Source organism: Pseudomonas sp. NEEL19, from assembly GCF_028751975.1.
Classification (GTDB): Bacteria; Pseudomonadota; Gammaproteobacteria; order Pseudomonadales; family Pseudomonadaceae; genus Aquipseudomonas; species Aquipseudomonas juntendi.
Genome location: NZ_CP081491.1, coordinates 5233689 through 5256772 on the forward strand (window position 1 = coordinate 5233689; position 23084 = coordinate 5256772).

Annotated in this window: 22 protein-coding genes; 11 read left to right on the forward strand and 11 right to left on the reverse strand. The window is 63.1% G+C overall.

Annotated elements, in window-relative coordinates; genetic code table 11:
* Positions 1-156: 156 nt before the first annotated feature.
* From exbB to K4A76_RS23270, 6 genes are all read left to right on the forward strand, one after another.
* Positions 157-1122: a tonB-system energizer ExbB gene (exbB, locus tag K4A76_RS23245; RefSeq protein WP_274411243.1), complete on the forward strand. Its 966-nt coding sequence runs from the start codon at positions 157-159 to the stop codon at positions 1120-1122.
* 3 nt (positions 1123-1125) lie between these two features.
* A complete protein-coding gene (exbD, locus tag K4A76_RS23250) occupies positions 1126-1554 on the forward strand; it encodes a TonB system transport protein ExbD (protein WP_009684525.1) in 429 nt (142 codons plus the stop codon).
* On the forward strand, positions 1551-2282 hold the full coding sequence (locus K4A76_RS23255) for an energy transducer TonB (protein ID WP_033690730.1): 732 nt from the start codon (positions 1551-1553) through the stop codon (positions 2280-2282). Before exbD ends, K4A76_RS23255 begins: the two co-directional genes overlap by 4 nt.
* Before the next feature lie 94 nt (positions 2283-2376).
* Positions 2377-3303: a hydrogen peroxide-inducible genes activator gene (locus K4A76_RS23260; protein ID WP_009684523.1), complete on the forward strand. Its 927-nt coding sequence runs from the start codon at positions 2377-2379 to the stop codon at positions 3301-3303.
* 3 nt (positions 3304-3306) lie between these two features.
* On the forward strand, positions 3307-5385 hold the full coding sequence (gene recG / locus K4A76_RS23265) for an ATP-dependent DNA helicase RecG (RefSeq protein ID WP_274411244.1): 2079 nt from the start codon (positions 3307-3309) through the stop codon (positions 5383-5385).
* Between the two features lie 78 nt (positions 5386-5463).
* Positions 5464-6867: an aminoacyl-tRNA deacylase and HDOD domain-containing protein gene (locus K4A76_RS23270; protein WP_009684521.1), complete on the forward strand. Its 1404-nt coding sequence runs from the start codon at positions 5464-5466 to the stop codon at positions 6865-6867.
* 31 nt (positions 6868-6898) lie between these two features.
* Here the strand turns inward: K4A76_RS23270 and K4A76_RS23275 are convergent, their stop codons facing one another.
* From K4A76_RS23275 to K4A76_RS23290, 4 genes are all read right to left on the reverse strand, one after another.
* On the reverse strand, positions 6899-7276 hold the full coding sequence (locus K4A76_RS23275; RefSeq protein WP_009684520.1) for an SCP2 sterol-binding domain-containing protein: 378 nt from the start codon (positions 7274-7276) through the stop codon (positions 6899-6901).
* A 146-nt stretch (positions 7277-7422) separates the two neighbouring features.
* Positions 7423-7728, reverse strand: a complete 306-nt coding sequence (locus K4A76_RS23280) for an HU family DNA-binding protein (RefSeq protein ID WP_274411245.1) — start codon at positions 7726-7728, stop codon at positions 7423-7425.
* A 187-nt stretch (positions 7729-7915) separates the two neighbouring features.
* The gene (locus tag K4A76_RS23285) at positions 7916-9064 is read right to left on the reverse strand and encodes an NAD(P)/FAD-dependent oxidoreductase (RefSeq protein WP_161892735.1); all 1149 of its coding nucleotides are present in this window, start codon (positions 9062-9064) and stop codon (positions 7916-7918) included.
* Positions 9065-9080: 16 nt separating this feature from the next.
* On the reverse strand, positions 9081-9248 hold the full coding sequence (locus tag K4A76_RS23290) for a rubredoxin (RefSeq protein WP_003253349.1): 168 nt from the start codon (positions 9246-9248) through the stop codon (positions 9081-9083).
* Between the two features lie 190 nt (positions 9249-9438).
* Here K4A76_RS23290 and K4A76_RS23295 point away from each other — a divergent pair, with 190 nt between their 5' ends.
* Positions 9439-9996 carry a chorismate--pyruvate lyase family protein gene (locus K4A76_RS23295; protein WP_029886880.1) on the forward strand — a complete coding sequence of 186 codons (558 nt, stop codon included), beginning with the start codon at positions 9439-9441 and terminating at the stop codon, positions 9994-9996.
* Complete coding sequence (gene ubiA / locus K4A76_RS23300) at positions 9996-10886, forward strand: 4-hydroxybenzoate octaprenyltransferase (protein ID WP_274411246.1); 891 nt, start codon at positions 9996-9998, stop codon at positions 10884-10886. The genes K4A76_RS23295 and ubiA overlap by 1 nt, the downstream gene beginning before the upstream one ends.
* A 64-nt stretch (positions 10887-10950) precedes the next feature.
* Here the strand turns inward: ubiA and K4A76_RS23305 are convergent, their stop codons facing one another.
* Positions 10951-11319 (reverse strand): COG4315 family predicted lipoprotein, encoded by a 369-nt coding sequence (locus K4A76_RS23305; RefSeq protein ID WP_029886882.1) that lies wholly within the window; start codon positions 11317-11319, stop codon positions 10951-10953.
* Between the two features lie 173 nt (positions 11320-11492).
* Here K4A76_RS23305 and phoB point away from each other — a divergent pair, with 173 nt between their 5' ends.
* The 3 genes from phoB (at position 11493) to K4A76_RS23320 (ending at position 15083) form a co-directional block, all read left to right on the forward strand.
* The gene (phoB, locus tag K4A76_RS23310) at positions 11493-12182 is read left to right on the forward strand and encodes a phosphate regulon transcriptional regulator PhoB (protein WP_003253341.1); all 690 of its coding nucleotides are present in this window, start codon (positions 11493-11495) and stop codon (positions 12180-12182) included.
* Positions 12183-12317: 135 nt separating this feature from the next.
* Complete coding sequence (phoR, locus tag K4A76_RS23315) at positions 12318-13625, forward strand: phosphate regulon sensor histidine kinase PhoR (RefSeq protein ID WP_274411247.1); 1308 nt, start codon at positions 12318-12320, stop codon at positions 13623-13625.
* 117 nt (positions 13626-13742) lie between these two features.
* Complete coding sequence (locus K4A76_RS23320; protein ID WP_009684513.1) at positions 13743-15083, forward strand: hemolysin family protein; 1341 nt, start codon at positions 13743-13745, stop codon at positions 15081-15083.
* 94 nt (positions 15084-15177) lie between these two features.
* Here the strand turns inward: K4A76_RS23320 and K4A76_RS23325 are convergent, their stop codons facing one another.
* The 6 genes from K4A76_RS23325 to K4A76_RS23350 form a co-directional block, all read right to left on the reverse strand.
* Positions 15178-16074: a peptidoglycan DD-metalloendopeptidase family protein gene (locus tag K4A76_RS23325; protein WP_009684512.1), complete on the reverse strand. Its 897-nt coding sequence runs from the start codon at positions 16072-16074 to the stop codon at positions 15178-15180.
* An 80-nt stretch (positions 16075-16154) separates the two neighbouring features.
* Positions 16155-17051 (reverse strand): response regulator, encoded by an 897-nt coding sequence (locus K4A76_RS23330; protein WP_274411248.1) that lies wholly within the window; start codon positions 17049-17051, stop codon positions 16155-16157.
* Positions 17052-17213: 162 nt separating this feature from the next.
* Positions 17214-17984, reverse strand: a complete 771-nt coding sequence (gene phoU, locus K4A76_RS23335; protein ID WP_009684510.1) for a phosphate signaling complex protein PhoU — start codon at positions 17982-17984, stop codon at positions 17214-17216.
* A gap of 139 nt (positions 17985-18123) precedes the next feature.
* Positions 18124-18957 (reverse strand): phosphate ABC transporter ATP-binding protein PstB, encoded by an 834-nt coding sequence (gene pstB / locus K4A76_RS23340; RefSeq protein WP_274411249.1) that lies wholly within the window; start codon positions 18955-18957, stop codon positions 18124-18126.
* A gap of 101 nt (positions 18958-19058) precedes the next feature.
* Positions 19059-20675, reverse strand: coding sequence for a phosphate ABC transporter permease PstA (gene pstA, locus K4A76_RS23345; protein ID WP_174824186.1), 1617 nt, complete (start codon positions 20673-20675; stop codon positions 19059-19061).
* A gap of 71 nt (positions 20676-20746) precedes the next feature.
* Positions 20747-23035: an ABC transporter permease subunit gene (locus K4A76_RS23350; protein WP_054912426.1), complete on the reverse strand. Its 2289-nt coding sequence runs from the start codon at positions 23033-23035 to the stop codon at positions 20747-20749.
* Between the last annotated feature and the right edge of the window lie 49 nt (positions 23036-23084).

A 23084-nucleotide genomic window follows, 5' to 3' on the forward strand; every position in this document is an offset into this window, starting at 1 on the left:
ACGCTACACGATGGATGGCTAGACCATAGGCGAAAAAAGCTACAATATTACTTTTGTTAACAAGAATTACTTGCAATAATGGCGACCAAGTTGTTCTCGGCCCGCCTCGAGGCCTTGGAGAACGTTCGTCTTTTCTCTTCATCAGGTCCGGCCAGCATGACACGTACTAAACCCTCCGCTTCGCCAACCCAGTCGCGCGCCTGGCGCGCCATCGCCGCGCTGACGCTCAGCCTGGTGCTGGCCCCGGCAGCCATGGCCGATGAGCCAACCGCCAATACCACCACGCCGGCCGCCGCCACTGCCGCTGCTGCCCCGAGCACCGCCCCGGCTGGCGAAGCACCCGCCACCAGCGCCACTGCCGGTGCACCAGCTGCAGCAGACCCAAGCGTCGAAGCCCTGGTCGAAGATACCTCGCTGGGCATGGCCCACGACCTGTCCCCATGGGGCATGTACAAGAACGCCGACATCGTGGTGAAGATCGTCATGATCGGCCTGGCTATCGCCTCCATCATCACTTGGACCATCTGGATCGCCAAAGGCTTCGAGCTGATGGGCGCCAAACGCCGCCTGCGTGGCGAAATCGCCCACCTGAAGAAGGCCACCACGCTGAAAGATGCCAGCGAAGTCTCCAGCAAGGAAGGCACGCTGGCCCATACCCTGGTGCACGACGCCCTTGAAGAGATGCGCCTGTCGGCCAATGCCCGCGAGAAAGAGGGTATCAAGGAACGCGTCAGCTTCCGCCTGGAGCGCCTGGTGCATGCCAGCGGCCGTAACATGAGCAGCGGCACCGGCGTACTCGCAACCATTGGTTCCACCGCCCCGTTCGTCGGCCTGTTCGGCACCGTCTGGGGCATCATGAACAGCTTCATCGGTATCGCCAAGACCCAGACCACCAACCTGGCCGTGGTCGCCCCGGGTATCGCCGAAGCCCTGCTGGCCACCGCCCTGGGCCTGGTCGCGGCGATCCCCGCCGTGGTCATCTACAACGTCTTCGCCCGTTCCATTGCCGGCTACAAGGCTCAGGTGTCCGATGCTTCCGCCCAGGTACTGCTGCTGGTCAGCCGCGATCTGGACCACCAAGGCAGCGAGCGCGCCGCCCCGCACATGGTGAAAGTGGGGTAAGCCATGGGCCTGCATCTCAACGAAGGTGGCGACGACCTCGCCGAAAACCACGAAATCAACGTTACGCCGTTCATCGACGTAATGCTGGTACTGCTGATCATCTTCATGGTTGCCGCCCCCCTGGCCACAGTCGATATCAAGGTCGACCTGCCGGCCTCGACCGCCAAACCGGCGCCGAGGCCCGAGAAGCCGGTGTTCGTCAGCGTGAAGGCAGACCAGAAGCTGTACGTCGGCGACGATCAGGTCCCGGCACCCGACCAGCTTGGCCCGATGCTCGACGCCAAGACCAAGGGTGACAAGGAAACCACCATCTTCTTCCAGGCCGACAAAGGCGTGGATTACGGTGACCTGATGGAAGTGATGAACAACATGCGCTCGGCCGGCTACCTGAAAGTCGGCCTGGTAGGTCTCGAGACGGCAGCCAAGAAATGACAAAACCGCGCTCAAACATGGCGCGCTACGCTGGCAGCCTGGCGATCGTGCTGGGCGTGCACGTGGTCGCCGTGCTGCTGACGCTCAACTGGTCTGTGCCCCAGGCCATCGAGTTGCCGCCAGCAGCCATGATGGTCGAACTGGCACCGCTGCCGGAACCCGCGCCACCGCCGCCCCCGAAAGCGGCGCCGCAGCCACCTGCACCGGTAGAGGAACCACCTTTGCCGAAGCTGGTGGAGGCACCCAAGCCGAAGATCGCCATCCCCAAGCCGCCCAAGCCGAAGGCCAAGCCCCAGCCGCCCAAGCCTGAGAAGAAGCCTGAGCCGCCGAAGGAAGCACCGCCGACCGAGCAGACCGTCGACGCGCCGCCGAGCAATACGCCACCGCAGAAGTCCGCGGCACCGGCCCCGAGCATCGCGTCCAACAGCAACGCCCTGCCGACCTGGCAGAGTGACCTGCTGCGCCACCTGGCCAAGTACAAACGGTACCCGGAAGACGCGCGCCGCCGTGGCCTGCAAGGCATCAACCGCCTGCGCTTCGTGGTCGACGCCGAGGGCAAGGTGGTGTCGTATTCGATGGCCGGTGGGTCGGGCAGTGCCGCGCTGGACCGCGCGACCATGGAAATGATCCGCCGCGCCGGCAAAGTGCCAAAGCCGCCACCCGAGTTGTTGAACAATGGCACGATCGAAGTCGTGGCGCCCTTCGTCTACTCGCTGGATCGCCGCTAAGGCTTTTGTTTCTGTCACAAATCGGCAAGTCTGATAACGTGCGTCTATCGATTGCAGCCGCTATGCTGGGGCCGCAACTTCATGGACGCACGTTATGACCCTCACAGAACTACGCTACATCGTCACACTCGCCCAGGAACAGCACTTCGGCCATGCCGCCGAGCGCTGCCACGTGAGCCAGCCGACCCTGTCGGTCGGTGTGAAGAAGCTTGAGGATGAGCTTGGCGTTCTGATCTTCGAGCGCAGCAAAAGCGCGGTCCGCCTGACCCCTGTCGGCGAGAGCATCGTTGCCCAGGCACAAAAGGTACTGGAGCAGGCCCAGGGCATTCGCGAACTGGCCCAGGCTGGCAAGAACCAGCTGACTGCGCCGCTCAAGGTCGGTGCCATCTACACCGTGGGCCCCTACCTGTTCCCGCACCTGATCCCGCAACTGCACCGCGTGGCACCGCAGATGCCGCTGTACATCGAAGAAAACTTCACCCATGTGCTGCGCGAGAAGCTGCGCAATGGCGAGCTGGACGCCGTGATCATCGCCCTGCCGTTCAATGAAGCCGATGTGCTCACCCTGCCCCTCTACGACGAACCGTTCTGCGCGCTGATGCCTGCCGACCACCCATGGACGGCCAAAAAGACCATCGACACCGCCATGCTCAACGACAAGAGCCTGTTGCTGCTGGGTGAAGGTCACTGCTTCCGTGACCAGGTGCTGGAAGCCTGCCCAACCCTGAACAAGGGGGGTGAAGGGTCGCGGCACACCACGGTCGAATCCAGCTCGCTGGAAACCATCCGCCACATGGTTGCGTCCGGTCTTGGCGTGTCCATCCTGCCGCTGTCGGCGGTGCACAGCCACCACTACGCGCCTGGGGTCATCGAAGTCCGCCCGCTGACCGCCCCGGCACCGTTCCGCACCGTGGCCATCGCCTGGCGCGCCAGCTTCCCACGGCCGAAGGCCATCGAGATCCTCGCCGACTCGATCCGCCTGTGCTCGGTAGCCAAGGCCCCTGCAGAACAAACGGCCTGAGTCATGACGGAGCTGTCGAACGTCCCGGTCACCGTGCTCAAGGGTGTTGGCGAGGCCATGGCCGAAAAGCTCGCCAAGGTCGGCCTGGAAAACTTGCAGGACGTGCTGTTCCACCTGCCCCTGCGCTATCAGGACCGCACCCGCGTGGTTCCGATCGGCCAGCTGCGCCCAGGCCAGGACGCGGTGATCGAGGGGGTGGTCAGCGGTGCCGACGTGACCATGGGCAAGCGTCGCAGCCTGGTGGTACGCCTGGGTGACGGCAGTGGCGTGTTGGGCTTGCGCTTCTACCATTTCAGCAACGCGCAAAAGGAAGGGCTCAAGCGCGGCACCCACCTGCGCTGCTACGGCGAAGCTCGCCCGGGCGCTTCCGGGCTGGAGATCTACCACCCGGAGTACCGCGCACTGAACGGTGACGAACCGCCACCGCCGGTCGACCAAACCCTCACCCCGATCTACCCGTCTACCGAGGGCCTCACCCAGCAACGCCTGCGCCAACTGTGCCAACAGAGCCTGAGCCTGCTCGGCCCGCGCAGCCTGCCCGACTGGCTGCCCGACGAACTGGCCCGCGACTACCAGCTGGCGCCGCTGGATGACGCCATCCGCTACCTGCACAACCCGCCCGCCGACGCCGACGTCGAGGAGTTGGCCCTGGGCCACCACTGGGCTCAGCACCGCCTGGCATTCGAAGAGCTGCTCACCCACCAGCTGTCGCAACAGCGCCTGCGCGAGAGCCTGCGCAGCCTGCGTGCGCCAGTCCTGCCCAAGGCCACCCGGCTGCCGGCGCAATACCTGGCCAATCTGGGCTTCCAGCCGACCGGCGCGCAGCAGCGCGTCGCCAACGAAATTGCCTACGACCTCAGCCAGCACGAGCCGATGATGCGCCTGGTGCAAGGCGACGTGGGTGCCGGCAAGACCGTGGTCGCCGCGCTGGCCGCGTTGCAGGCCCTGGAGGCTGGTTATCAGGTGGCATTGATGGCCCCCACCGAGATCCTTGCCGAACAGCACTACATCACCTTCAAGCGCTGGCTGGAGCCTTTGGGTTTGGAGGTGGCCTGGCTAGCCGGCAAACTCAAGGGCAAGGCGCGGGCGGCGTCGCTCGAGCAGATCGCCAATGGCGCCCCGATGGTGGTCGGCACCCACGCCCTGTTCCAGGACGAGGTGAAGTTCAAGCACCTGGCCTTGGCCATCATCGACGAACAGCACCGTTTCGGCGTGCAGCAACGCCTGGCGCTGCGCAAGAAAGGCGTAGCCGGCGAGCTGTGCCCACACCAGCTGATCATGACCGCGACCCCCATTCCGCGCACCTTGGCCATGAGTGCCTACGCCGACCTGGACACCTCGGTGCTCGACGAGCTGCCGCCTGGGCGCACGCCGGTGAACACCGTGCTGGTGGCCGACAGCCGGCGTTTCGAAGTGGTCGAACGGGTACGCGCCGCCTGCGCTGAAGGGCGCCAGGCGTACTGGGTGTGCACGCTGATCGAAGAGTCCGAGGAACTGACCTGCCAAGCAGCCGAAAGCACTTACGAGGAGCTGGGCAGCGCCTTGGGTGAACTGCGGGTCGGGTTGATCCACGGCCGCATGAAACCGGCGGAAAAGGCCGAGATCATGGCCGAGTTCAAGGCCGGCAACCTGCAGTTGCTGGTCGCCACCACCGTCATCGAGGTGGGCGTGGACGTGCCCAATGCCAGCCTGATGATCATCGAAAACCCCGAGCGCCTCGGCCTGGCCCAGCTGCACCAGTTGCGTGGCCGGGTGGGTCGCGGCAGCGCCGTCAGCCATTGCGTGCTGCTGTACCACCCGCCGCTGTCGCAGATCGGCCGCGAGCGCCTGGGCATCATGCGCGAAACCAACGACGGCTTCATCATCGCCGAAAAAGACCTTGCGCTACGCGGCCCGGGCGAAATGCTGGGTACCCGCCAGACCGGCCTGCTGCAATTCAAGGTCGCCGACCTGATGCGCGACGCCGACCTGTTGCCAGCGGTACGCGATGCCGCCCAGGCCCTGATCGCACGCTGGCCGGAGCACGTCAGCCCGCTGCTGGACCGCTGGCTGCGTCATGGCCAGCAATATGGTCAGGTGTGACGCCTGTCCCATAATGGATCCAGATTTGCGACCAGGGTGGTTATACTTCGCGTTTAAAAGAATCAGTGGATACGGACCATGACTGAAGTTGCCCTGGACACCGCAACCCCACACACGCCTTCCGTCATCAGGCTGCTGCTCGAGAAACTCGGCGTAGCCTACCGCGAGGTGGTCGAACATCCGCACCTGCCCGCAGCCTCGCGGGTACAGGCCGTGCTGCTGGACGACGAGGTGGGCGCCATGATGGTGCTGTTCCCGCAGAGCCAGCTGCTGGACCTGAACCGCCTGGCCGAACTGACCGGGCGCAAGCTCACCGCCGTGTCGGTGCCACGCCTCAAGCAAATGCTCGACAAACACCAGCTCAAGGCGCTGCCGGGCATCCCGGCGCTCACCAGCTCACCGTGCCAGTACGAAAAAAGCCTGCTGGACGTCGACCTGGTGTACATCAATTCGGGTGAAGCCGGCCTGTTGCTGGAAATAGAGCGCGCGCACTTCAAGCGCATGTTGCTCAAGGCCAGCGCCAGCAGCTTTGGCCAGGAAGTCGGGGCGATCAGCCCCAACCTCGACCGCCCTAACGACGATACCCGCGAAATCACCAATGCCGTGCAAGCCTTCACTGCCCGGCGTATCCAGAAGCGTCTGGAAGAAACCATCGAAATCCCGCCGCTGGCCGATACTGCGCAGAAAATCATCAAACTGCGGGTAGACCCCAACGCCAGCATCGACGATATCACTGGGGTGGTAGAAACCGACCCGGCCCTGGCCGCCCAGGTGGTCAGCTGGGCGGCATCACCCTACTACGCCTCGCCGGGCAAGATCCGCTCGGTGGAAGACGCCATCGTGCGCGTGCTGGGCTTCGACCTGGTGATCAACCTCGCCCTCGGCCTGGCCCTGGGCAAGACCCTGAGCCTGCCCAAGGACAACCCTCAGCAGGCCACCCCGTACTGGCAGCAGTCGATCTACACCGCCGCCATCATCGAGGGCCTTACCCGAGCCATGCCGCGGGCAGAGCGCCCTGAAGCAGGCCTGACCTACCTGGCCGGGCTGTTGCACAACTTCGGTTACCTGCTGCTGGCACACGTTTTCCCGCCGCACTTCTCGCTGATTTGTCGCCACCTGGAGGTCAACCCTCACCTGAACCACACCTATGTGGAACAACACCTGCTGGGTATCAGCCGCGAGCAGATTGGTGCCTGGTTGATGAAACTGTGGGACATGCCGGTAGAGCTCTCGGCCGCGCTGCGTTTCCAGCACGACCCGGCTTACGACGGCGAGTTTTCGGAATTCCCCAACCTGGTATGCCTGGCCACACGCCTGCTGCGCTCGCGGGGGATTGGCTCGGGGCCGCTGGAGGAGATTCCTGACGAACTGCTGGAGCGTTTGGGCATTGCCCGGGAAAAGGCCGAGGATGTGGTGAACAAAGTGCTGGAGGCCGAGAGCTTGCTGCGGGAGCTGGCTTCGCAGTTCAACGCACCGCATTGAAGCCCGGGGCCGCTTGGCGGCCCCAAACATTTCAGCCCTGCTTCTTCTTCGGCTTCAGGTACTTCATCAACCCCTGAAACCACATCACCAACGCCGGATTGCCCTTGATCTGGATGTTCTTGTCCTGAATGCCCTGCATGAACGCCAACTGCTTGTTGCTTGCCTGCAAGGTGGCAAAGCCATAGGCGGCATCCTTGAAGGCAATGGCAAAGGCTGGCTGTGAGTACGACCCGCTTTTGCTGCTGACCCGCTCGTTGCTGACGATAAAGTGCCGGGCGACCTTGCCGTCCAGGGTCTGCATCTGGAACACCAGGTCCTTGCCTTTAAGCTGCTGCTGGAATGCCGGATTATTGCGGCTGGCCCGGGCCATCAGCAGCCCCATGGCCCAGAGAAGAAAGCGGAACTTCATCGACACGCCTCGATGGAAAAGTGACTAAGTTGCGCAGTTTATCCTCCTAATGACCTTTTTATGCAAGTTCGCAGCAATTACCGGGTGTAAAGCACAACGGGCGCCATCTGGCGCCCGTTCGGGATCAACGCATCCTCAGTGCACAGTTACTTTTTCTTGCTGGCCTTGCTCGGCGCGGCCGGCGTATTGACGCTGTCCCTGAGGTTCTTGCCGGGCTTGAAAGCCACGGTATTGCTGGCTTTGATCTTGACCGGCTGGCCGGTTTGCGGGTTTTTGCCGGTACGCGCGCCGCGGTGACGCTTTTCGAAAGTGCCGAAACCAACCAGGGTCACGGTGTCCTTGTCCAGGGCGCCCGTGATGCTGTCGAGAATCGCATTCAGCACTTGATTAGCCTTGTCTTTGGTCAGGTCAGCTTTTTCAGCGATGACGGCGGCGAGTTCTGGTTTGCGCATAGTAAAGCCTCTTTGACGGAATTCTTGTTGTTATGCCGTGCTGCCTTCAATAGCAGCGCTCAAGGCACCGCAGGCTCTAACCTGCGGCAGACGGGAGTGAGAATGGCACGTGGTTCGGGGCCGCGCCAGTATCTGAGCGGCCATTGTGCAGGCAACAACAGAACAAACCCGACAGAACGTCTGGCAATTACGCCATAACTGCAGGTAGCTGGCGGTTCAGCGCCAGCTTTTCCATGACCGCAGCCCCGGTCAGGGCGTAACCCAGCAGCCCGCCACCCGCATCGATGCACAGCACCTTCAGGTCATTGCCTTGCCCTTCCACCTGCCAAGTGCCTTCGCGGCCCTGTGGCGGGGGCGACACCACCAGCGGGCAGGCCGGGGTTTTCACGGTGATCGGCATTGGCCCATAGGCGACTGCTGTGGGCTTGCCGGCCAGGGTTTGGGCCAGTGCCCGTGCACAACTCATCAGTGGCATCACGTACAACAGGTTGATGCCGTCTACCTCGGCACAATCCCCGAGGGCGAAGATATTGGCGTGGGAGGTTCGCAGCTCACGGTCCACGCTGACGCCACGGTTGACCTGCAGCCCGGCCGCGGCAGCCAGGTCGGTACGCGGGCGCAGGCCAATGGCCGAAACGACCAGGTCACAGCCAACCACGCTGCCATCCGACAGGTGCGCCTCCAGGCCGTGGGGCGCCTGCTGCAAGCGGGTCAGAACCGGCCCAAGGTGGAAGCGTACGCCCAGGTCTTGCAACCCACGTTGTACCGCGCCGGCAGCGGCCGGATGCAACAGGGTCGGCATGACCTGCTCGCATGGCGCTACCACGTCTACCTGAAAGCCCCCCAGGCTCATGTCGTTGGCAAACTCGCAGCCGATCAGGCCAGCGCCGAGAATCAGCACGCGTTGCTTGCCGGCGGCGGCAGCACGAAAGCGTGCGTAGTCCTCCAGGTCGTTGATGGGGAACACCAGGTGACTGGCATCGCCTTCAACCGGCACCTGCACGGTCTGCGCCCCCCACGCCAGCACCAGGTCGCGGTATGCCACGGCCTCTTCGCCGATCCACAGGCGTTTGTGCCCAGGGTCGATGCCGCTGATGCGGGTATGGGTGCGGATTTCGGCGTTCAGCTGCTCGGCCATGGCACCGGCTTCGGCCATGCACAGGTCAGCGGCGCCCTTGTGCTTGGCATAGCCCATGGAAAGCATGGGCTTGGAGTAGGAACGACCGTCATCGGCGGTGATCAGCAGCAGCGGCGTATGCGCATCGAGCTTGCGAAATTCGCGGGCCAGGTTGTAGCCCGCCAGGCCGGTGCCGATGATTACCACAGGGGACGTCATGTCGTGCTTGCCTCGCTTAGCCGATGGAGATCATTTCAAAGTCGCTTTTGCCAACACCGCAGTCAGGGCATAGCCAGTCTTCCGGCACGTCCTCCCAACGGGTGCCAGGGGCGATGCCGTCGTCGGGCCAGCCTTCGGCTTCGTCGTAGATCAGGCCACAGACGATACATTGCCACTTTTTCATCAGGTTGTTTTCCTCGGGTCAGGCTGGGGCTTTGTGTTGCTGCTGATGGCCCTATGGCGGGTGAGCCCGCTGCAACAGGGACCAACGCGCAATGCTTGGGGGCTTTGTAGCGGCCCTGCCCGCAGTATGCAAGCAGTCGGGGCAATCATGCTAAGCTCGCCGCCTCTCAGGTTGTAACAAGCAGACCGACGTGTCGTACGAATCCCCGCAAGCAGCCGCTGTCGCGTGGCTGCCGTATTCACGGCTGGCGACCGACATCGACCAGCCCACCCTTGACTGGCTGTTCGACGAAGGCTCACTGACCCGCCGCCTGACGCGCCTGGCCCACGATGACTTCTCCGTCACCCCTTTGTTCGAGGGCTGGCAGCCACTGCGCGCCGACGAATGCCAGGCACTGGGCATCGCTGTTGGCGCTGAAGGCTGGGTGCGCGAGGTGTACCTGCGCGGCCATGGCCAGCCTTGGGTGTTCGCCCGCAGCGTGGCCAGCCGCAGTGCGCTGGCCCGCGGCGGGTTGGACCTGGAACGCCTCGGCAGCCGTTCGTTGGGCGAGTTGCTGTTCTGCGACCAGGCGTTCATCCGCCACCCAATCCAAGTGTGCAGTTACCCACAGGCGTGGTTGCCGGCAGATGCCGCCCGGCCAGCGCTATGGGCCCGCCGCTCGCGGTTTGAACGTGACGGGCTGGACCTGCTGGTAGCCGAGGTGTTTCTGCCGGCGCTGTGGCAAGCGGCCCAGGAGGAAAACAGCTGATGTACCTGCAACTGCTCAAGTCGCTGAACCGCCTGCACCCGCGTGCCTGGGACTTTGTCCAGCTCAGCCGCATGGACCGCCCGATCGGTATCTACCTGCTGCTGTGGCCCACGCTGTCGGCGGTATGGATTGCCGGCAACGGCTCGCCGACCCTGGCCAACGTGCTGATCTTCGGCCTTGGCGTGGTACTGATGCGCGCCGCCGGCTGCTGCATCAACGATTTTGCCGACCGCAAGGTGGATGGCCACGTCAAGCGTACCGCCGACCGGCCCCTGGCCAGTGGCCGCGTGCGCCCGCGCGAGGCGCTGGCCCTGTTCGCCATGCTTGTCGGGGTCAGTTTCCTGCTGGTGCTGTGCACCAATAGCCGCACCGTGTGGCTGTCGTTCGGCGCGGTGGCGTTGGCGTTCTGCTACCCGTTCATGAAGCGCTACACCTACTACCCGCAAGTGGTGCTGGGGGCAGCGTACTCGTGGGGCATTCCGATGGCGTTCACGGCCGCTGGGGGCGAACTGCCGGCCAGTGCCTGGCTGCTGTACATCGCCAACCTGCTGTGGACGGTGGGCTACGACACCTATTACGCCATGGTCGACCGGGACGACGACCTGAAGATCGGCGTGAAATCTACGGCCATCCTGTTCGGTGAGGCCGACCGCAGCATCATCCTGACCTTGCAGTTGTTGTCGCTGGGCTGCCTGTTGCTGGCCGGTAGCCGCTTTGACCTCGGCGGCTGGTTCCACCTGGGGCTGCTGGGGGCGCTGGCGTGCTTTGCCTGGGAGTACTGGTCGACACGCAAGCTGGACCGCGAGTCGTGCTTCAAGGCGTTCCTGCACAATCACTGGGCGGGGTTGCTGGTGTTTATGGGGGTGGTTCTGGACTACGCGCTGCGCTGACAGCGTGAGCACCCCACCTTGTGGGAGCGGGCTTACCCCGCCCCCGCAGGCCGACTGCAAGCCCTTACGGCTTGGCGACGTGCCAAACGTCTTTCATGCCGTCACCGGTCATGTCGCCAGCCTTCTTGTCCTTGACGAAGGTATACAGCGGCTTGCCGTCGTAGGCCCACTGCATCTTGCCGTCGTCCCGCTTGATATGTGTCCACTTGCCTTCGGCTTTTTCGCCGCCACTGGTCATCAAAGGCGGCCAGTTCTTGGCGCATTCGCCATTGCACATCGACTTGCCGCCGGTATCTTTGTCGAAGGTGTACAGGGTCATGCCAGCATGATCGACCCACATGCCATCCTTTTCCATTGCAGGTTGTGCCGAGGCCACCCCCGGAAGTGCCAGCGCAGTGAAAAGGGCCATCCAGCTCAGCGTATGTCGTGTCATTGGATTCACCATCGTTTCGGGGGGTAATGGGTTCGGGTTGCCAGAACCGCGGCCCTCTGTAGCCTAGTTCAGTCACGCAATGTCGCCAGAACGGCCAACGTCCTGTCACACAGCTGCAATAATTCCGTTATCTAATGCGGGTCAAGACACTGAATCCAGGAGAGGTTTTGAGCATGGTAGGCAGGAACATTCTGATCGTCGACGACGAAGCACCGATTCGCGAGATGATCGCCGTTGCCCTGGAAATGGCCGGCTATGACTGCCTGGAAGCGGAAAACTCCCAACAGGCCCACGCGATCATCGTCGACCGCAAGCCGGACCTGATCCTGCTCGACTGGATGCTGCCGGGTACCTCCGGCATCGAGTTGGCCCGCCGCCTGAAGCGCGATGAACTGACCGGCGACATTCCGATCATCATGCTCACTGCCAAAGGTGAAGAGGATAACAAGATCCAGGGCCTGGAAGTGGGTGCCGACGACTACATCACCAAACCGTTCTCACCGCGCGAGCTGGTTGCGCGGCTCAAAGCCGTGCTGCGCCGCACCGGCCCAAGCGACAGTGAGGCACCGATCGAGGTCGGCGGCCTGCTGCTCGATCCGATCAGCCACCGCGTGACCATCGACGGCAAGCCGGCTGAAATGGGCCCTACCGAATACCGCCTGCTGCAGTTCTTCATGACCCACCAGGAACGCGCCTACACCCGTGGCCAACTGCTGGACCAGGTGTGGGGCGGCAACGTCTATGTCGAAGAACGCACGGTCGACGTGCACATCCGCCGCCTGCGCAAAGCGCTGGGTGAGGCCTACGAGAATCTGGTACAAACCGTGCGCGGCACCGGCTACCGCTTCTCGACCAAGAGCTAGCTGCAAGCTGCAAGCTGCAAGCTGCAAGAAAGAGCATGTAGCATCAGGCTCGAAAAGGACTATCAGCACCACTGATCCGCTTTATCTTGAAGCTTGCAACTTGCAACTTGCAGCCGGATCCGAAGGACCCATCAATTGAACCAGAACTGGCACGCGACACTGATTCGCCACCTGCTGTTGCTGATCAGCGTCTGCCTGATCGGCGGGCTGATCAGCGGCTACTACGGCTGGAGCCTGGCCATTGGCCTGGCACTGTACCTGGGTTGGACCCTCAAGCAACTGCTACGCCTGCATGACTGGCTCCGCAACCATCAGCCCGACGAGGCGCCGCCCGACGGCTATGGCCTGTGGGGCGAGGTGTTCGACAGCATCTACCACCTGCAGCGCCGGGACCAGCGTGTGCGGGGCCGCCTGCAAGCGGTGATCGACCGCGTTCAGGAGTCCACTGCTGCGCTGCGGGATGCGGTGATCATGCTCGACAGCGACGGCAATCTGGAGTGGTGGAACCGCGCCGCCGAGACCCTGCTGGGCTTTAAAACTCCACAGGACGGCGGCCAGCAAGTCACCAACCTGGTTCGCCACCCGCGCTTCAAGGAGTACTTCGAGGCAGAAAACTACCTCGAACCGCTGGAAATCCCCTCACCGATCAACGACCGCATGCGGCTGCAGTTGCACATCACCCGCTACGGCAACAACGAGCACTTGATGCTGGTGCGCGACGTCACCCGCATTCACCAGCTGGAACAGATGCGCAAAGACTTCGTCGCCAACGTGTCGCACGAATTGCGCACACCGCTGACCGTCATCACCGGCTACCTGGAAACCCTGCTGGACAACGTCGAGGACGTGAACCCGCGCTGGCGCCGGGCCTTGCAGCAGATGAGCCAGCAAGGCTCGCGCATGCAGACGCTGCTCAACGACCTGTTGCTGCTGGCCAAGCTGGAGGCCACCGATTATCCGTCGGACAACCAGCCAGTGCCGGTCGATGCCCTGCTGGCCGCCATCAAGAACGACGCCCAGGCGTTGTCTGGGCCGCGCAACCAGCGCATTACGCTGGAAGCAACGCCCGGCGTGCAGCTCAAGGGCAGCGAGTCGGAGCTGCGCAGCGCCTTTTCCAACCTGGTGTTCAACGCCGTCAAATACACCCAGGATGAAGGCGATATCCGCATCCGCTGGTGGGCTGATGCCCAGGGCGCGCATTTGTCGGTGCAGGACTCTGGCGTGGGCATCGATGCCAAACACCTGCCACGCCTCACCGAGCGCTTCTACCGGGTGGATTCCAGCCGGGCCTCGAATACAGGCGGCACCGGGCTGGGGCTGGCCATCGTCAAGCATGTGCTGATGCGCCACCGCGGCAAGCTGGAAATCAGCAGCGTCCCGGGGCATGGCAGTACCTTCATCTGTCATTTTGCCCCGGCACAATTGGTCAACAGCAAGGTCTGAGCAACTCAGGGCCCTTTGCTTTTGCAGCCCCAGCCGCTACATTGGATCCCCTGTGCCAGCAAGAGCTGGCACTTTTTTTCTCTCCATTTCTAAGACGGACCCCGTAAAAACTCCATCATGGACCCTTCCCCTGGTATCAGCCTCAGTTCGTTATTCGCCGATTTCGGCATGATCATCTTTGCCTTCCTGCTGGTGCTGCTCAACGGCTTCTTCGTTGCTGCAGAGTTCGCCATGGTCAAGCTGCGCGCCACCCGCGTGGAGGCCATTGCCGAAGAGCATGGCTGGCGCGGCAACATTCTGCGTAAAGTGCACAACCAGCTGGACGCTTACCTGTCAGCCTGCCAACTGGGTATCACCCTGGCCTCGCTGGGCCTGGGCTGGGTCGGTGAGCCGGCGTTTGCCCACCTGCTGGAACCACTGCTGGCGTATTTCGGCGTCGACTCACCGGAACTGATCAAAGGCGTGTCGTTCTTCGTCGCCTTCTTCGTCATTTCGTACCTGCACATCGTTGTCGGTGAGCTGGCACCCAAATCCTGGGCCATCCGCAAACCGGAGCTGCTGTCGCTGTGGACTGCCGTACCGCTGTACCTGTTCTACTGGGCCATGTACCCGGCCATCTACCTGCTCAACGCCAGCGCCAACACCATCCTGCGCATCGCCGGCCAGGGCGAGCCGGGGCCGCACCACGAGCATCACTACAGCCGTGAAGAACTGAAGCTGATCCTGCACTCCAGCCGTGGCCAGGACCCAAGCGACCAGGGCATGCGCGTGCTGGCTTCGGCCGTGGAAATGGGCGAGCTGGAAGTGGTCGACTGGGCCAACTCGCGCGAAGACATGGTCACCATCGACGCCCATGCGCCGCTGAAGCAGATCCTGGCCCTTGTGCGCCGCCACAAGTTCAGCCGCTACCCCGTGTACGACGCCGAGCGCGAGGAATTCACCGGCCTGCTGCACATCAAGGACCTGCTGCTGGAGCTGGCGGAGCTGGAGCACTTGCCCGAAGCCATCGACCTGGACGACCTCGCCCGGCCGCTTGAGCGCGTATCGCGCCACATGCCACTGGCCCAGTTGCTGGAGCAGTTCCGCAAGGGTGGTGCGCACTTTGTGCTGGTCGAAGAAGCCGATGGCAAGGTGATCGGCTACCTCACAATGGAAGACGTGCTGGAAGTGCTGGTCGGCGATATCCAGGACGAGCACCGCAAGACCGAACGCGGCATCCTCGCCTACCAGCCGGGCAAGCTGCTGGTCCGTGGCGACACGCCGCTGTTCAAGGTGGAGCGCCTGCTCGGGGTCGACCTTGACCATATCGAGGCGGAAACCCTGGCTGGCCTGGTCTACGAGACGCTAAAGCGCGTGCCTGAAGAAGAAGAGGTGCTGGAAGTCGAAGGGCTGCGGATCATCATCAAGAAGATGAAAGGGCCGAAGATCGTGCTGGCCAAAGTGCTCAAGCTGGATTAACGGCCATGGGGCTGCCGCGCAGCCCCTCTCGATTTGCGTATACCTGTAGGCGCGGCCTTGTGTAGCGACGGCCTGCCAAGCAGGCCCGACGCTCTCAAGGGTTACCCGCAGTAAAGTCCGGCAAGCCGCTGAGCGGCCTGTCGAACCTGTAAGGGATCGACTCCAGCGCCAAGCCTACGTTGCGCTGTACCACGAAATGCAGGTGTGGCCCGGTGCTGTTGCCGGTATTGCCCGACTTGGCCAGCATCTGCCCCTGGCGCACCCGCTGCCCCTCCTTCACCACCACCGAGTCGCGCATCAGGTGCAGGTACACGCCCATGGTGCCGTCCGAGTGCAGCACCCTGACAAAGTTGCCCGACGGGTTGGGCTCGCGCCCGCTCTGGCCATTCTGCGTTTTCACCACCACCCCTTCGCGCGCCGCGATAATGGTGGTGCCTTCGGGCATGGCGATATCCATGGCATAGCGCCCCTTCGGCCCGAAATGGCTGACACGGCCATTGGGGCCCTGGGTCACGCGGAATGGCCCGCCAAGCCACGCGAACCCGTAGCGGAAGCCCTGCGGCCGCTTGCCCGGGTCACCCATGGCCTGCAGCAGGGTCGAGCGGTAATTCAGCAACAAACCGGGCCGCCCCCTCAGCACGCTGAGCATTTGCGTGGTGCCCGGTGGCAGCAGCCGGCGCACGATACGCGGGGCGTCACCGCCCTGGGCGTTCACCAGGTTGTCCAGGCGCAGCTCGACCTCGACCGGAACATGCAGTTGGTTGCGTGCCGAAAAGCTCACACCGCCGTTGAACACTTTCGCGTTCAGGAACACTTGGCCTTCGAGCGTTTCGACCATGGGCTCAAGCAAATTCAACGGCCTGGCGCCAGGGCCGGGGCGGTCGGAATAGGAAATGACACCGGACTCGTCGGTGCTCTTGTAAAGGGTCACACCCAGGCTCGACGCCGAGGCCATGAACAGTGCACAGAACAGCAGCAGGCGCCCGGGCATGATAGTGGCTTTTTGACAGTTGAGGTCTGTCGAAGCCTAGCAGCAGGTTTAACGGCAAGTGTTGCAGTTGGTCGGATGGCTCAGGCCCCTGGGGTGAAATGCTTCTGCGCGGTGCCACGGGCAATCAGCCGCGACAGGTAATCGAGCTTCTGCGCATCCTGGTCGACGAACTTGAAGGTCAGTTGCAGCCAGTCGCTGTCCGGCTTGGGCTCCAGCGCCGCGACGGCGTGCAGATAGCCGTTCAGGCGGGCGACTTCGGCGCTTTCGCCTTGCTCCAGGTCCAACACTGCACCTTCCAGCACCTGTGGCAGCACATCGCCGCGGCGTACCACCAGCAGGGCCTCTTTCAGGCTCAACGCCTTGATCACGCACGGCTGCATGCCACCGGCCAGGCGCAGTTGCCCTTGGCCGCGACCGGTCGGGGTGGCCGCGGCCGGCGTGGGCGCCTTGGCCGCTGGCCTGGCAGCAGCCGGTGCCAGTGCCGGCGCTGCAACCTTTACCGCCTCCGGCTTGCCGGCGGTCAGCGCATTCAAGGAATCGTTGGCGAACGCCGGGTTGGCGCGCGCCGGGGTGATGGCCATCAGGCTGTCGAGCTTGCCGATCTTGGTCAGGGCCTTTTTCACCTTGGTCAGCAACTGCTCGTTGGTGAATGGCTTGCCGACAAAATCGGAAACACCGGCCTGGATCGCCTGGATGACGTTTTCCTTGTCGCCACGGCTGGTCACCATGATGAACTGCAGCTGCTTCAACGCAGGCTGCTGGCGGCACCAGGTGAGCAATTCCAGGCCCGACATCTCGGGCATTTCCCAGTCGCACAGCACCAGGTCGAACGACTCCTTGCCCAGCATGGCCATGGCCTTGCGACCATTGACGGCATCGTCGATCGTCATGCCCGGGAAGGCACTGCGCAGGCACTTGCGGACCAGGTCGCGGATAAACGGGGCGTCATCCACGACCAGCACATTCACTTTACTCATCGAAACTCCTTCTGAACCCGACTAGCCTACTGCCAAATACTGGCTACTTGCTACCACCTGGTAACGCCGGGCGTTCATCCGATCGTTCGCGGGTGCCTGCCGGCTCTCGGCCGTAAACGAAAACGCCCGGCCAAGGCCGGGCGTCGCTGCTCGAGGGCAACCTTACTTATCGTCAGATTCACCAGGAACATTAGCCTTTTCGCCATCGGCGGGCGCGGTGCCCTGCACTTCTGCAGTCATTCGCTTGAGGCCCATGTGACGCACATCGGTACCGCGGACCAGGTAGATCACCAACTCGGAGATATTGCGTGCATGGTCGCCAATACGTTCCAGCGAGCGCAGCACCCAGATCACGCTCAGTACCCGCGAAATCGAGCGCGGATCTTCCATCATGTAGGTCACCAGTTCACGCAGGGCGGTCTTGTACTCCCGGTCGATGGTCTTGTCGTACTGAGCCACGGACAGTGCCAGGTCGGCGTCGAAGCGGGCAAAGGCGTCCAGCGCATCGCGGACCATGTTGCGCACCTGGTCGCCGATGTGGCGCACTTCCACATAGCCACGTGGCGACTCGCCTTCTTCACACAGCTGGATGGCCCGGCGGGCGATCTTGGTCGATTCGTCACCAATGCGCTCCAGGTCGATCACCGACTTGGAGATACTGATGATCAGGCGCAAGTCGGAGGCCGCCGGCTGCCGACGGGCAAGGATACGCAGGCATTCCTCGTCGATATTGCGCTCCATCTGGTTGATCTGCTCGTCAACCTCGCGCACTTGCTGGGCCAGGCCCGAATCGGCTTCGATCAGCGCGGTGACCGCGTCGTTGACCTGTTTTTCAACCAGCCCGCCCATGGCCAGCAGGTGGCTGCGCACCTCTTCCAGCTCGGCGTTGAACTGCTGGGAAATGTGGTGGGTAAGGCTTTCTTTGTTGATCATCGTTTTGTCCTTTGGTAGCGCGGCCCTGTAGGAGCGGGTTTACCCGCGAACACCGGCGAAGCCGGTGCCAGGCACCAAGCCGCCTGCTTTGCGGGTTTACCCGCTGCCGCAGGGGCCAGGTGCTCATCACGAGCGACGCCTAGCCGTAGCGACCAGTGATGTAGTCTTCGGTCTGCTTCTTCGCCGGGTTGGTGAACAGGGTATCGGTGTCGCCAAACTCGACCAGCTTGCCCATGTACATGAACGCGGTGTAGTCCGAAACACGGGCAGCCTGCTGCATGTTGTGGGTCACGATGACGATGGTGTACTTGGCTTTGAGTTCGTAGATCAGTTCCTCGACCTTGAGGGTCGAGATAGGGTCCAGCGCCGAGCACGGCTCATCCAGCAGCAGCACCTCAGGCTCCACGGCGATGGTGCGGGCGATGACCAGGCGTTGCTGCTGGCCACCAGACAGGCCCAGGGCCGACTCGTGCAGGCGGTCCTTGACCTCGTCCCACAGCGCCGCGGCCTTCAACGCCCACTCGACGGCCTCGTCGAGCACGCGCTTCTTGTTGATGCCCTGGATGCGCAGGCCATAGACCACGTTTTCGTAAATGGTCTTGGGAAACGGGTTGGGCTTCTGGAACACCATGCCCACACGGCGGCGCAGCTCCGCGACATCTTCGCCCTTGCGGTAGATGTTGTTGCCATACAAGTTCACGGCACCCTGTACGCGGCAACCGTCAACCAGGTCGTTCATGCGGTTGAACGTGCGCAACAAGGTCGACTTGCCGCAACCGGAGGGGCCAATGAACGCGGTCACGCGCTGCTTGGGAATGTTCATGCTGACATCGAACAAGGCCTGCTTGTCGCCGTAGAACAGGCTTAGCCCCGGTACCTCGATGGCCACGGTTTCTTCGGCCAGGCGCAGGCCCTGCTTGCTGCGGCCCAGGGCAGACATGTCGATGCCGTAGGTGTGGGATTCGTTCTGCATGGTTGACTCCGTTTGTAGCTGCAAGCTTCGAGCTGCAAGCTGCAAGTTTGGGCAAAGCGGCAATCTGCTTGGAGCTTGCCGCTTGTGGCTTAAAGCTTCAATCAGCTGTCCAGCGCCTTGTACTTTTCGCGCAGGTGGTTGCGGATCCATACCGCCGACAGGTTCAGGGCCGCGATCACCAGCACCAGCAACAGCGCCGTGGCGTAGACCAGCGGCCGCGCGGCTTCGACGTTGGGGCTCTGGAAGCCGACGTCATAGATGTGGAAGCCCAGGTGCATGATCTTCTGGTCCAGGTGCAGGTACGGGTAGTTACCGTCAACCGGCAGCGACGGCGCCAGCTTCACCACACCCACCAGCATCAGCGGCGCCACTTCGCCCGCAGCGCGGGCCACGGCGAGGATCATGCCGGTCATCATCGCCGGGCTGGCCATGGGCAACACAATCCGCCACAGCGTTTCGGCCTTGGTCGCACCCAGCGCCAGCGAGCCTTCACGCACCGTACGCGGGATGCGCGCCAGGCCTTCTTCGGTGGCCACGATCACCACAGGCACTGCCAGCAGCGCCAGGGTCAGCGACGCCCACAGCAAGCCTGGTGTACCCAGGGTTGGCGCGGGCAGCGCTTCGGGGAAGAACAGGCGGTCGATCGAGCCACCCAGCACATACACGAAGAAACCCAAACCAAATACGCCGTAGACGATCGCCGGCACCCCCGCCAGGTTGTTCACGGCAATGCGGATCAGCCGGGTTACCGGCCCCTGCCTTGCGTATTCACGCAAATAGACTGCCGCAAGCACGCCGAACGGGGTGACGATCACGGCCATGATCAGGGTCATCATCACGGTACCGAAGATGGCCGGGAAGATGCCGCCCTCGGTGTTGGCTTCACGCGGGTCGTCGCTCAGGAATTCCCAGACCTTGGCAAAGTAGGTGCGCAGCTTGGTAAAAGCAGACATGCCGTTCGGCTGGAGGGCATGCACCACCTTGTTCAGGCTGATCTCCACTTCCCGGCCGTTACCATCGCGGGCCACCAGGCTGTCACGCGCGAGTGCCTGGTGCAGGCCGCCGAGGCGCGCTTCGATAGCCTGGTAGCGGCTGTTCAGTTCGGCGCGCTCGGCGTCCATGTCCGCCTGGGCGGTAGCGTCCAGCTTGCCGTCTAGCTCCAGCTTGCGGGCGTGCAGCCGCAGGCGCTCCAGGCCATGGTTGATGGCCCCGATGTCTTTCTTCTCCAGTTGCTGCAATTCACCGTTGAGCTGGTTGGCACGCTTGAGCCGCGCTTGCAACTCGCTCCAGGCAGCCGGGCCTTCGGCAACCACCCGGCCCTGTTCCTTGACGCTGACCAGGTAGCCATAGAAGTTGCCCCACTCGCGGCGCTCCAGGGCCATCAGGTCGGCCGGGCGCTGCTCGTCGACCAGCCAATCGCCGACCACCCAGGTGAAATCGCTGCCATAGAGGTCGCGGTTACCCACCTTGATCAGTTCACGGCTCATGAACTCCGGGCCCTGGTCCGGTACCGGCAGGCCGGCACCTTTGAGGCGGGCACGCGGCACGTCCTCCTGCTGCACCACTTCGCCAATCACCACCTGGCCAGCCTGGCCCGGCACCTGGTAGGTGGCCTGTACCAGGTCGGCCGGCCAGAAGTGGCCCAGGCCGCGCACGGCGATGACCGCCAGCAGGCCAACGGTCATGATCACCGCCATGGCCACTGCGCCGCCGCTCATCCACACACCGGGGGCGCCGCTCTTGAACCAGCCTTTGAGGGAATCCTTTTTCACGGATCGCTACCTTTCTATCAAAGCGACGAGTATTTCTTGCGCAGACGCTGGCGAATCAGCTCGGCCAAGGTGTTCATGACGAAGGTGAACATCAGCAATACCAGCGCGGCCAGGAACAGCACGCGGTAGTGGCTGCCGCCGACTTCCGATTCGGGCATTTCCACGGCCACGTTGGCGGCCAGGGTGCGCATGCCCTCGAACAGGTTCATTTCCATCACCGGCGTATTGCCGGTGGCCATCAGCACGATCATGGTTTCGCCCACTGCGCGGCCCATGCCGATCATCAGCGCCGAGAAGATGCCCGGGCTGGCAGTCAGGATGACCACGCGGGTCAGGGTCTGCCAGGGGGTGGCGCCCAGCGCCAGCGAGCCCAGGGTGAGGCTGCGCGGCACGCTGAACACGGCGTCTTCGGCGATGGAGTAGATGTTGGGGATGACCGCGAAGCCCATGGCGATGCCGACCACCAGGGCATTGCGCTGGTCATAGGTGATGCCCAGATCGTTGGTGATCCACAGGCGCATGTCGCCAGCAAAGAACCAGTTTTCCAGGTGCGGGCTCATGGCCAGGGCGAACCAGCCGATCAGCAGGATTACCGGGATCAGTATCGCCGCTTCCCAGCCGTCAGGTACACGCAGGCGTATCGCCTCTGGCAGGCGGGTCCAGGTGAAGCCCACCAGCAGAATGCCGAACGGCATCAGCAGGAACAGGCTGAAGACCCCCGGCAGGTGACCTTCCAGGTAGGGGGCAAGGAACAGGCCGGCGAAGAAACCGAGGATCACCGTCGGCATCGCCTCCATCAGTTCGATCACCGGCTTGACCTTGCGCCGCATGCCCGGGGCCATGAAGTAAGCGGTATAGATGGCGGCCGCGACCGCCAGCGGGGCTGCCAGGATCATGGCGTAGAACGCGGCCTTGAGGGTACCGAAGGTCAGCGGCGACAGGCTGAGCTTGGGCTCGAAGTCGGTGTTGGAAGCGGTCGACTGCCAGACGTACTTAGGCTCGTCGTAGTTCTCGTACCAGACCTTGCCCCACAACGCGCTGAAGGAAATTTCCGGGTGCGGGTTGCGCAGGCTCAGCGGCAGCAGCTTGCCGCCTTGTTCGATGATGATACGGTTGGCACGCGGCGACAGGGCCAGGATGCCCGGGCCTTCGGCGACGGGCTCGACCAGCAGCGTACGGTGCGCCGTACTGTGGAACACACCCAGCTGGCCGTTCGCGTCGAGCGCGATGAAGCCCTTGCGGCGCTCTTCGGCGTCGATCTGCACGATCGGTGCCTTGCCCAGCTGGAAGGTACGGATCTGCTTGAGGCGCGATTCGCCGTCCGGGTCGCGGGCCATGAACCACTGGGCCAGGCCGCCCCTGGAGTCACCGACGATCAGCGAAATGCCGCCCACCAGTTGCCCCGTGGCGGTCACTTCGGTGTCGGCACTGTCGGCCAGTTTATAGCGGCCGTTGAGGCTCTTGTCGCGCAGGCTGAACACGTCGGCCGTGGCCCGGCCGTTGATCACGTACAGCCAGTGCTGGCGCGGATCGATGAAAATGTTCTTCACCACCTCGGTCATCTGCGGCAGGACGATGCGGTTCTGCTCCGTGGTGACTTCTTCGGTCAGCATGTTCTCGCTACGGGTCAACTCCAGCACCTGCAGTTGCGCACCGGTGGAGCCGGCCAGCACCAGGGTGTCACCGTTGGCATTGACGCTCACGTGCTCCAACGCACGGCCCTGCTCGTCGAGCACGAATGGCTGCTCGCCGTAGGGGTAGTCGATGCTGGCGGTAATCGCCTTCTGGTTGTCCGGGTAGGTGATCTTGTAGGCGTGGTGGAACACCAGCGCCTGACCGTTGGACAGGCCAAGCACCACCAGCGGGCTGCCCGGCTGGTCGGCCCCGATAGAGGTGACCTGGGTACCGGCTGGTACGGGCAGGTCGATGCGCTTGAGCGCTTGGCCGGTCTTGGCATCGAAGAACAACGCCTGGCCTTTGTCCGAAACCCGCATGCCCACCAGGTTCTGCTCTTCCAGCGCGATCATCAGCGGCTTGCCGGCATCCTGCTGCAGCCAGGTTGGCTGCAGGGCTTGCTTGCGCGTCAGCTCGGCGCCTTGGAACAGCGGCAGCACCACATAAGCCAGGTAGAAGAAGATCAACGTAATGGCGGCCAAAACGGCAAGGCCGCCCACCAGCACATACCAGCGGGTCAGGCGGTCCTTGAGCGCGCGCAAGCGGCGCTTGCGTTGCAACTCGGGCGTATTGAAATCAATGCGCACGGGCTGGGGTTTTTGGGTCATGTTGGAGTTGGCCAGATCATTCATGCGCACACCCTAGCGGTCCCGTGTGACAAAAACATTACAAAATGGTGAC